11 protein-coding genes and 1 pseudogene are annotated in these 8826 nt (G+C 63.9%); 1 reads left to right on the plus strand and 11 read right to left on the minus strand.

All coding sequences use genetic code 11. From position 1 onward, the window contains the following. Positions 1 to 14: 14 nt before the first annotated feature. The 11 genes and pseudogenes from A5756_RS25060 to A5756_RS25110 form a co-directional block, all read right to left on the minus strand. On the minus strand, positions 15 to 833 hold the full coding sequence (locus A5756_RS25060; protein WP_082960086.1) for an emopamil-binding protein: 819 nt from the start codon (positions 831 to 833) through the stop codon (positions 15 to 17). Positions 834 to 871: 38 nt separating this feature from the next. Beyond that, positions 872 to 1417, minus strand: a complete 546-nt coding sequence (locus A5756_RS25065) for a carboxymuconolactone decarboxylase family protein (RefSeq protein ID WP_066958650.1) — start codon at positions 1415 to 1417, stop codon at positions 872 to 874. Between the two features lie 9 nt (positions 1418 to 1426). Further along, positions 1427 to 2272 carry a TauD/TfdA family dioxygenase gene (locus A5756_RS25070; protein ID WP_066958652.1) on the minus strand — a complete coding sequence of 282 codons (846 nt, stop codon included), beginning with the start codon at positions 2270 to 2272 and terminating at the stop codon, positions 1427 to 1429. Positions 2273 to 2299: 27 nt separating this feature from the next. Beyond that, entirely contained in the window at positions 2300 to 2635 is a 336-nt protein-coding gene (locus A5756_RS25075; protein ID WP_066958654.1) for a hypothetical protein, read from the minus strand. Between the two features lie 4 nt (positions 2636 to 2639). Next, a complete protein-coding gene (locus A5756_RS25080) occupies positions 2640 to 3902 on the minus strand; it encodes an aromatic ring-hydroxylating dioxygenase subunit alpha (protein WP_066958718.1) in 1263 nt (420 codons plus the stop codon). A gap of 19 nt (positions 3903 to 3921) precedes the next feature. Continuing rightward, positions 3922 to 4665 carry an SDR family NAD(P)-dependent oxidoreductase gene (locus A5756_RS25085; protein WP_066958656.1) on the minus strand — a complete coding sequence of 248 codons (744 nt, stop codon included), beginning with the start codon at positions 4663 to 4665 and terminating at the stop codon, positions 3922 to 3924. Between the two features lie 35 nt (positions 4666 to 4700). Continuing rightward, positions 4701 to 4973: pseudogene (locus A5756_RS25090) on the minus strand (2Fe-2S iron-sulfur cluster-binding protein); the annotation flags it as partial. Positions 4974 to 5096: 123 nt separating this feature from the next. Next, positions 5097 to 5549, minus strand: a complete 453-nt coding sequence (locus A5756_RS25095) for a MarR family winged helix-turn-helix transcriptional regulator (protein ID WP_066958660.1) — start codon at positions 5547 to 5549, stop codon at positions 5097 to 5099. Next, positions 5533 to 6795, minus strand: coding sequence for an amidohydrolase family protein (locus A5756_RS25100; RefSeq protein WP_066958662.1), 1263 nt, complete (start codon positions 6793 to 6795; stop codon positions 5533 to 5535). The genes A5756_RS25095 and A5756_RS25100 overlap by 17 nt, the downstream gene beginning before the upstream one ends. Then, positions 6792 to 7130 carry a hypothetical protein gene (locus tag A5756_RS25105; protein WP_197505329.1) on the minus strand — a complete coding sequence of 113 codons (339 nt, stop codon included), beginning with the start codon at positions 7128 to 7130 and terminating at the stop codon, positions 6792 to 6794. The genes A5756_RS25100 and A5756_RS25105 overlap by 4 nt, the downstream gene beginning before the upstream one ends. Further along, positions 7127 to 8395: an aromatic ring-hydroxylating dioxygenase subunit alpha gene (locus A5756_RS25110; RefSeq protein ID WP_066958664.1), complete on the minus strand. Its 1269-nt coding sequence runs from the start codon at positions 8393 to 8395 to the stop codon at positions 7127 to 7129. Before A5756_RS25110 ends, A5756_RS25105 begins: the two co-directional genes overlap by 4 nt. A 186-nt stretch (positions 8396 to 8581) precedes the next feature. Here A5756_RS25110 and A5756_RS25115 point away from each other — a divergent pair. Then, positions 8582 to 8826 (plus strand): aldehyde dehydrogenase family protein (locus tag A5756_RS25115; RefSeq protein WP_304441123.1); only part of this gene is annotated, 245 nt, incomplete at its 3' end.

Below are 8826 nucleotides of genomic sequence, written 5' to 3' on the forward strand. Positions count from 1 at the left end.
ATTCGGTCTTCGAGCTAGGCCTGCCGCCGAACTCCGGCGTGCGCCGAAGGTGGTGTCGCGATTGCCGGGTCGACCAGCGCCGCCGTCGCACCGGCCTGGCGGGTCAGGTGGTCGACGAGGTAGTAGATGGCATACAGGACGAAATACGGAAGTATCAGGTAGGGAACGTTCTCCCCAATGAACTTGAACCACAGCCCAAATGCGCCCTGGCCTATGTCGGTGAACCCGGCCCGGATCTCAGCGACGTAGTAGGCGGTCGTTCCGGTGATCAAGACCGCGATACCGAAGAAGCTCAGCCATAGGCAACGGATTCGAGACTCGTCGGGAAGGTCGCGACGCAGCATGCGCATCCATACGACGAAAAGCAGGATGCCGGCTAGGACAGCTCCGAACTCCAGGCCGAAGATGAAATTGTCGTCGCTGCGATAACGGGTATCGGCCAGACCGTATTGCCACCAGAGCCAACGCCATCCCGGATCCGACAACGTGCCCCAGAGATTGAACGGATGGCCGATCAGAAACGGCAGCTCGTATGTGAGTTGGCTGCCGGCGGTCAGCGGGATGTAGATCATGACCAGTTCGGCGGCCAGTCCGAGCCGGGAGCGTTGCTCACCCCGCGCTTTCCAGAGCAAGACGAACGGCAAAACGATGACTGGGGTGCCGAAGATCAGGTTCGCGACCACGTCAACAGTCCGGCTCGGCGCCACCAGTCCGGTGCCGGCGGCAACCGTCATGAACACGAACACCGCGCCGACGAACGAAAGCATGACGACATAGATCCTCAGGCGGTGTGGCGCAAACGGCCGGGCCAACTCGGGGTGGGTTGATGCCATGGGTCGCCTCCGATGCGTGTCTACGAGAGCTTGAACGCTCACGAATGTTCGCTCTGCACACCAAGGGTGTTGACGGCCAACGCCAGCAGCAGGTAACCGCCGATGGTGAACACCAGGTCCATGCGTTGCTGGTCGCTGAACGCGCTGCCCAGCTCGTCCCACGTGGGCTGGGTGATGGTGTGGTGCTCCATCAGCTCGTCGACGGCGCCAACGACCATCCGGTCCACGCCGTCGGTGGCCACGCCGGATCTGATCGCGCTGATGTCCTGTGCACTCAAACCGGCTCGCTCGGCGATCGGAATGTGGTGATCCCAGAGGTATTCGCACTCGCCGCGCGACACCACTCGCAGCAGCGCGACCTCTCGAACCCTGGGCGACAACGTCGAGCCCCTCAGCAGGTAGGCGTTGAACGGCAGGTAAGCCCGTGTCAGATCGGGATGACGTACCAGGGTCGACAACACGTTTCCGGCCCCGCTGGGATTCGCCCGCTCCGGCGGTATCAACGACGCCAGCGATGCGCGGGCGCGCTCATCCCAGTCCTCGGCCGGCAAGGGCGTCAACCGAACTGGGCGCGAGTCGGTCATGGGGTTGCCCTACTGGATGGGTTCGTCGCCGAGCACGGTCGTGCGCAGCATCTCGCGCGGCGAGGCGGGGTCGTAGGGAGCCGCGCGGTGCAGCACGCCGCGGTTGTCCCAGATGACGGTGTCCCCCACCGACCAGTGGTGGCTGTACACCTTGTCCGATCTGGTGGCGCGCTCGAGCAACTCCTCAAGCAGCGCTCGGCCCTCATCGAGATCCATGCCCACCACGTAGTCGGCCGACGCGCCCAACACCAACGATTTGCGGCCGCTGCGGTGCGTCCACACCAGCGGGTGTTCATGGGTGCGCCGGGATCGCCAGCGGGCCACCTGTTCTGGCGAGGCGTCGGGGTGGGCGCGCCGCTGAGAGGCCTCCAGCGAATGCACGACGCGCAGCGGCCCCAGGCGATCCTTCTCTTCGTCGGTCAGTTCGTTGTAGGCGGCATAGGAGTTGGCGAATTCGGTTTCGCCACCCCACTCGGCCACCTGCATCGCCGACAGGACGGTGGCCTTCTGCGGGCATTCCTCGTCGAGCGGCGTGCATCCATCGATGTGCCAGTCGAACGTGGCCTTCAAGATTTCCGCCGAGGAGTTCTTGGCCGGGTTCAGTGAGATGGGATAGATGCCGGCGACCGGGTGATGGCCGTCGGCGGAGTGATCGACCTCGCCCAGTAGACGGCAGAAACTGACCTGGTCCTCTGGATCGAGCTGCAGACCGCGGAAGACCAGAACTCCGTTGTCCTCCAACGCATCCAGGACTGCCTCACCGACCGGGTCGTCGGAAGCCAGGCGGCCGGGATCGAGGCCGGTGACTTCCGCGCCGACGGACGCGGTGAGTTTGTTGATGGTGAGCAGACTCATGGCCTGTCCTTCCTGATCGATGCCCGCTCAGGGCATCGGCTCGACGGTGCGGATCATGACCGCGTCGGCGGCACTGACGGGCGCGGGTTGGTGCATGATCTCCACCGCCATCGCGACCATGATCAACGAATAGATCATGTGCAGCAGGTTCAGCGCGTCGTCCGGCAGGTTGTCGAGCGGGAACTTGTCGCAGTATTCGATGGCATCTTCGAGCCGCGGGAAGAACGCGTCGTAGAACTCGTGCATCTCGGGCATCGTGCTGGAGATTCGGGCGTTCCAGCGTTCGGTTTCGGTGGCCAGACACCACCTTTGGGCGTACTTTTCCAATTCGGCGAATGCGCTGGGCAGCATGGCGTCTGACATGGGTTCACACTCCTGCCGAAGCAGATTCGCGCTGGAACGCGTCGACCCAGTCGGTGACGACCTTGTGCAGGTGGCGTACCAGGATTTCTTGGTCGTTGAGTGGAAATTCATCGACGATTCCGTATTCCAGTGCGGCCTGCGTGCCACCGAGCATCCCCGCGTCCTGCAGCGCGAACTCCTTGAGCACCACCGACGCCACTTCGTGTTCGATGCGTTCGCGCACACTGCTGGCGGGGTGGAAGTACGTATACGCCTCGAAGCGGTGCGTGTTGTGCGAGGTGGGCCAGTACCGATACAGCAGATACCAGCCGCCGTAGATCAAGATCTCGATGTTGGGGAAGATCTGGAAATTGCTGATGCCCCAGGGCTCGATGCCGCCCGGGTTGAGGCCAGGGGGCAGCGGGCCGAGATCCGGTGTGCGCCAAGGGCCGACCAGTCCGCTCTGGGTAACCCGCTCGATCGGGTACATGTACTCCGGGGGCAGCAGCCAGCGCCGACGCCCGGCGGTCGACACCAACCGGTGCGGACCGTCGAGCTGGAAATGCCCACAGGTGAACCCGGCATTGGGGTCCCGCACGTCAGGGGGCACTTGTTGCGGATGCAGCGAAGGTACGTGGTAATACTCCTGGAAAGCGTCGGCGAAGATCTTCCAGTTGCTGTTGTTGTGTGCCACCCACTCGTAGCGTTCGGTCAATTTGTCGAAGGGGTACCCGTCGAGGCCCGTGACCATGGGCCCGAGGAATTCTCGCAGGGTCTGCCGCGGTTCGGGATCGAAGTTGATGAAAACGAACCCGTTCCAGACGTCACAGGGCACGGGCCGCAGCCCGTACTCCGACAGGTCGAGGTCGAAGAATTCGCCTTCCTGCTGCACGAATTTCAGGGCGCCCTCGAGATCGTAGCGCCATCCGTGGTATTTGCAGGTGAATTGGCGGCAGGTGCCTCGCGTTTCCTGATTGGGAAAGTCGTTCCACACCAGCTTGTTTCCCCGGTGACGGCAGACGTTGTAGAAGGCGCGGATGCGCTCGTCTCGCCCCTTCACCACGATGACCGACGTGCCGATTACCTCGAGCTCTTTGGTCAGGTAGCTGCCCGCGCGGGGCAGCTCCTCGGCCCGCGCGACGTTCAACCAGGCACGTTTGAAGATCGCCTCGCGTTCGAGTTCGTAGAACTCCGGCGACGTGGAGTCGCTGAACGACACCGGACCGGTACCCAGGTCGGGATAGTGTTCGGTCCAGGAGCCCTCAGCGGGCCGTCCTGATCGCGTCATCTGCACCTCCTGATCGCCGTCACATCACCGCTCCACCGTTGACGCCCAACACCTGCCCGGTGATGAATCGGGCCTCCTCCGAACACAGGAACCCCACCGCCGCGGCAACGTCCGCCCCCGTGCCCAGGTATCCCAGCGGGATGTTGGCGGCAATCTGCTCGTTGGAGGGCAGATAGCCGGCGGCCTGACCCTGATGCTGCATCGGTGTTTCGATGCCCGACGGCGGGACGTTGTTGATTGTGATCCCGTACGACGCGTACTCGCGCGCAAGCGACTTGGTCAAGGTGATCACCCCGCCCTTGGAAGCCGCGTAGTGGGCTGCGAACGGTGAGCCGCGCTGAGCGCTCGACGACGAAATCATCACGATCCTGCCCCAGTTGGCGTCGACCATGTCGGGCAACGCGATCTGGCAGCAATGAAACGTGCCGGTCAGATTGACGTCGATGATCCGCGCCCATGATTCGGCGGTGATCTCGGCGAAGGCGGAAAAATCGAACTGTCCGGCGCTGGTCACCAACACCGTGACCGCACCGAGCTCGCTGCGGACCTTGGCGAAAGCCTGCTCTAACGCCGGCCGGTCGGTGACATCGGCGCTTACGCCGATCGCGGTGACGCCATCGGCGCGGAGGTCTTCGGTAACGCGTTGCGAGGCTTGCTCGTTGACGTCGAGGACCGCGATCTTGTGGCCGCGCCGGCCCAGTTCGTGGCAGGTGGCCTCGCCCATGCCCGAGGCGCCGCCCGTCACCACGGCCACCCGGCTCATCGCGTCCGCTCCATTTGGTTTGCTCTCCCGTCCATTCACTCGTAGACGACGTGCACCGTGCGGCTGGTCGGCAGCGCCTGGCAGGTGAGCACCCAGCCGTCGTCAACCTCGTCCTCGTCCAGCGCGTCGTTGTTGAGCATCCGGGCGCTCCCCTGCGTCAGCCTAGCCATACACGTTGCGCAGGAACCGGTTTCACACGAGGACGGCGCGGCCAGACCCGCCATCCGGGCGGTCTGCAACAAGGTATCGCCCGCACTGTAGGGCACCGTGGTGGCGCGCCGGTCCAGCACTATGGTCACTTCCTCGGTCACGACCCCGTCGCTGTTGCGCGGCCCCGCCCCGGCGGCCGCAGTGGGTTCTGACATCCCCCCGACAATATCAACTACTTGTCATTAATATCAAGTACTAGAGATGTCCCGATGACCTTCATGTCAGTCCTGGACGCGGTCGTTGAAAAGCTCATGGCCGGTGCCCTTTTCGACAACGCGGCCCAGCAGTTCACGCAGAGTCTGCTGCTCCTGCTTGCTGAGGACGCCGAACACCTCCTCGTGGGCGGCGATCGCGTCGTTGACGACCGTCGCGGCGACGTCGCGCCCCTCGCCTGTGAGGTAGGCCTGCAGAATGCGGCCGTGCTGGGGATCGCGCTTTCGTTCCACCAGGCCACGGCGCTCCAGCGCGGTCAGCGCGAGCTGAACCCCCTGCGGGCTGATCAACAGGCGGCGGGCCAGTTCGGCGCCGGAAAGGCCGGGCTCATTGGCGAGTTGGCGCAGCACACCGATCTGGGCGGTGCTGACACCGTGCACTCGCATGGCGTCGTTGATGGTGGTCAGCGAGTAATAGAAAGCCTGCTTGAGCAACCACAGGATGTTATCGGTGAGTTCCATGGTTGCCTCCCTGTTTGAAAACCTCGCCGCCCTTCATGACAAACGGCACCTCGAGCGTGGCGTCGATGTCCAGCGCGGGATCGCCGGGCACGGCGATGATGTCGGCGAGGTAGCCAGGCGCCAGCCGGCCCAGCTCGTCGTCGGCATCGATGAGCTCTGCGGCCACGAGCGTGGCCGACCGGATCGCCTGCATGGGCGTCATACCGCGCTTCACGAGCGCGCCAAGCTCCTTGGCGTTGTGGCCGTGCGGAATCGCCGGTGCGTCGGTGCCGCACGCGATCCGCACTCCGGCGGCAATCGCTTTCGGCAGCATGGCTTTTGCCCGCGGGAACACCTCTTCGGCTTTCTTGCGCAGCTCCGGTGCGATCCGGTCGACCGCCATCGCCTCGGTCAGATACGTGGTAGAGACCAGGAAGGTACCGTGGTCGACCATCATCTGGATGGTCTCGTCGCTGGCCAGGAATCCGTGTTCGATGCAGTCGATGCCGGCCCGGATGCATGCCTGGATCGCGCTGTCACCGACGGCGTGCGCGGCCACCCGCACGCCCGCCCGGTGGGCTTCGTCGGCGATCGCGGCGAATTCGGCGTCTGAGTACTGCTGGGCTCCCGGGGCCGTGCTGTGGGACATCACCCCGCCGGAGGCCGACACCTTGATCAGCTTCGCCCCGTGGCGAATTTGGTAACGGACACAGGCGATCACGTCCGGGACACCGTTGGCGATGCCCTCGGCCACCGACAGCGGCATGATGCCGGGCGCGAGCCGCTGGAAAACGGTCGGATCCAGGTGCCCGCCGTAAGGGGTGACGGCATGGCCGGCGGGATAGATGCGGGGCCCGGCGTGCCAGCCCTGGTCGATGGCACGCTGCAGCGCCACGTCGAGCAGGTAACCGCCGGTCTTCACCATCAGTCCCAGGTTGCGCACGGTGGTGAAACCCGCATCCAGGGTGGTGCGCGCGTTGACGGCACCACGCAAGGTGCGATAGGCCGGGTCGTCCTGGACACCGTGCATCGGCGACGGCAAGCCCTCTGGACCACCGGGACCGCCGATCAGCAGGTTGAGTTCCATATCCATCAGGCCCGGCAGCAGCGTCACGTCGCCCAGGTCGATGACTGTGGCCCATTCCGGCACGCCGCCTTCGGGATTGATGGCGGCGATGCGCTCACCCTCGACCACCACCACGGCCGGTGAGTGGACCTGGCCGTCGACCACGTCACACCACCGCGCCGCCCGCAGGACGGTGGTCATGGAACGGGCTCGGACACGCAATCCAGCGTGGACGCTCCGGAGTCGGGCACCCGGGGTTGCTTCCAACACTCCACCGGAAACGACACCATGATCATCGAATACATCAGGCGCATGAGATTCAGCACGTCTTCGGGCAGGTCGTCGAGGGAGAATTTGTCGCAGTACGCGAGGGCCTCTTCCGCGCGGGGCGTGATCGCGTCGTAAAAGGCCTTCATCTCCGGCATGGTGCTCGCCAGTCTCTTGGCGTAGCGCTCCGGTTCGGAAGGCAGGCACCAGTCCGCGAATTGCTCCAGGTCGGCGAATTCGCCTGGCAGCATGGGAGACATCGCGGTCACACCCCCGCCGTAGCCGTGCGACGATACCGATCGATCCACGCCGCGGTCTCTTTGTGCAGATGCCGGATCAGGATTTCCTGATCGCAGAGCAGGAACCGGTCGAGGACCCGGGATTCGATCATGCTTTGAGTCGCCTCCAGCGTGTTCGCGTCCTGCAGGCCGTATTCCTTGAACGAGACAGCCGCAAGTTCCTGGGCGACGCGTTCGCGCGGCGTGCGCGGCTGCGGGAAATACAGCGTGCCCTCGAAGAGGTGGGAGTTGTAGGAGGTTGGCCAGTAGTGGTACGTCAGATACCAACCCTGGCCCCAGAACAGGATTACGAAGTTGGGGAAGAGCTGGAAGGAGTCCAGCCCCCACGGATCGCATTTCGCCGGGTTCAGCCCGTCGGGCATCTCCGGAAGATCCGGCTTGTCCCAGGGACCGAATAGGCCGCTCTGGCAGATGTCCTCGATCGGCTTGCGCATCTCCGCCGCCATCTCCCACGCCCGCACGCCCGACGTGCTCACCAGTCGATGCGGGCCTTCCAATCGATAGTGCGGGGCCTCAAAACCGGCCTCGGCGGCCGCCTTTGAGTAAGCGGTTGGCGACTGGTTCGCGTGTAACACGGGGGCGTGATAGAACTCCTGGAACGCGTCCATGTAGAGCTTCCAGTTCGCCTTGACCTCCGAGCGGTAGTGCCAGCGCGAGGTCATCCGGTCGAACGGATACCCCTCCAGCGCGGTGACCATCGGCCCGAGGAACTCCCGCAGCGGCTGTTCGGGCTGCTTGGCGAAGTTGACGAAGATGAAGCCTTCCCAGACCTCGCAATGCACCGGCACCAACCCGTAGCGGCTCTTGTCGAGGTCGAAAAACTCCCCCTCCTGCTGCACGAACGTCAGGTTGCCGTCCAGGTCGTACCGCCAGGCGTGGTATTTGCAGGTGAATTGGCGGCACACACCGCTGGTCTCCTCGAGCGGCATGTCGTTCCACACCAGCTTGTTCCCGCGGTGCCGACACACGTTGTGATACGCCTTGATTTCCCCGGATCTGGTGCGCACCAGGATGATCGAGGTGTTGACTGCCTTGAGCTCCTTGGTGAAGTAAGTACCCGTACGCGAAAGCTGTTCAATGCGGCCAACATTGAGCCAGGCGCGCTTGAAGATGGCCTCTCGTTCCAACTCGTGGATTTCCGGGCTGATGGAATCGTCATACGAGACCGGTCCGGTTCCCAGCTCGGGATAATGCTGCGTCCAGCTGCCCTCCGGCGGCTTGGGGAATCGAGCCATGAACGCTCCTATCCGATCCGATGTCACACGGGCCGCCCCACGCCCGGTTCACTCCGAATGGCCGCGCAGCCACCGGTTTCAGTGATTTCGCAGGACCTCGTCAGGGCCGACGGTATATGCTCCACGACATAATCGCAAGTAGTTGATATTGCCGATGGGAGTCTTTCGATGGAGCAAGACCTTGGGTTGCGGATCGCGCCGGGCCGCTCGGTGCTGTCGCACGGTGAGGTATTCGAGGTCATATCCCCACACACCGAGGACCCCATCGCCCATGTGGCCGCTGCCGGAGCCGCGGACGTCGAAACGGCCGTCAGCGCCGCGCGCGCCGCGCTCGATTTTTTTAATGATACGGCGACCACGTTCATCTTCTCGATCCTTTTCGGCGTCAGCGTGGTATACGAGATGTTGATCGTGGACATGTCGACGTGCCC

The organism is Mycobacterium sp. 852002-53434_SCH5985345 (assembly GCF_001667155.1).
GTDB lineage: Bacteria > Actinomycetota > Actinomycetes > Mycobacteriales > Mycobacteriaceae > Mycobacterium.

Bases quoted from the DNA above. Each gene is read 5' to 3' on its own strand.
- A5756_RS25065 (WP_066958650.1), bottom strand. From the start codon at position 1,417: ATGACCGACTCGCGCCCAGTTCGGTTGACGCCCTTGCCGGCCGAGGAC.
- A5756_RS25110 (WP_066958664.1), bottom strand. From the start codon at position 8,395: ATGGCTCGATTCCCCAAGCCGCCGGAGGGCAGCTGGACGCAGCATTAT.
- A5756_RS25085 (WP_066958656.1), bottom strand. From the start codon at position 4,665: ATGAGCCGGGTGGCCGTGGTGACGGGCGGCGCCTCGGGCATGGGCGAG.
- A5756_RS25075 (WP_066958654.1), bottom strand. From the start codon at position 2,635: ATGTCAGACGCCATGCTGCCCAGCGCATTCGCCGAATTGGAAAAGTAC.
- A5756_RS25070 (WP_066958652.1), bottom strand. From the start codon at position 2,272: ATGAGTCTGCTCACCATCAACAAACTCACCGCGTCCGTCGGCGCGGAA.
- A5756_RS25095 (WP_066958660.1), bottom strand. From the start codon at position 5,549: ATGGAACTCACCGATAACATCCTGTGGTTGCTCAAGCAGGCTTTCTAT.
- A5756_RS25080 (WP_066958718.1), bottom strand. From the start codon at position 3,902: ATGACGCGATCAGGACGGCCCGCTGAGGGCTCCTGGACCGAACACTAT.
- A5756_RS25100 (WP_066958662.1), bottom strand. From the start codon at position 6,795: ATGACCACCGTCCTGCGGGCGGCGCGGTGGTGTGACGTGGTCGACGGC.
- A5756_RS25060 (WP_082960086.1), bottom strand. From the start codon at position 833: ATGGCATCAACCCACCCCGAGTTGGCCCGGCCGTTTGCGCCACACCGC.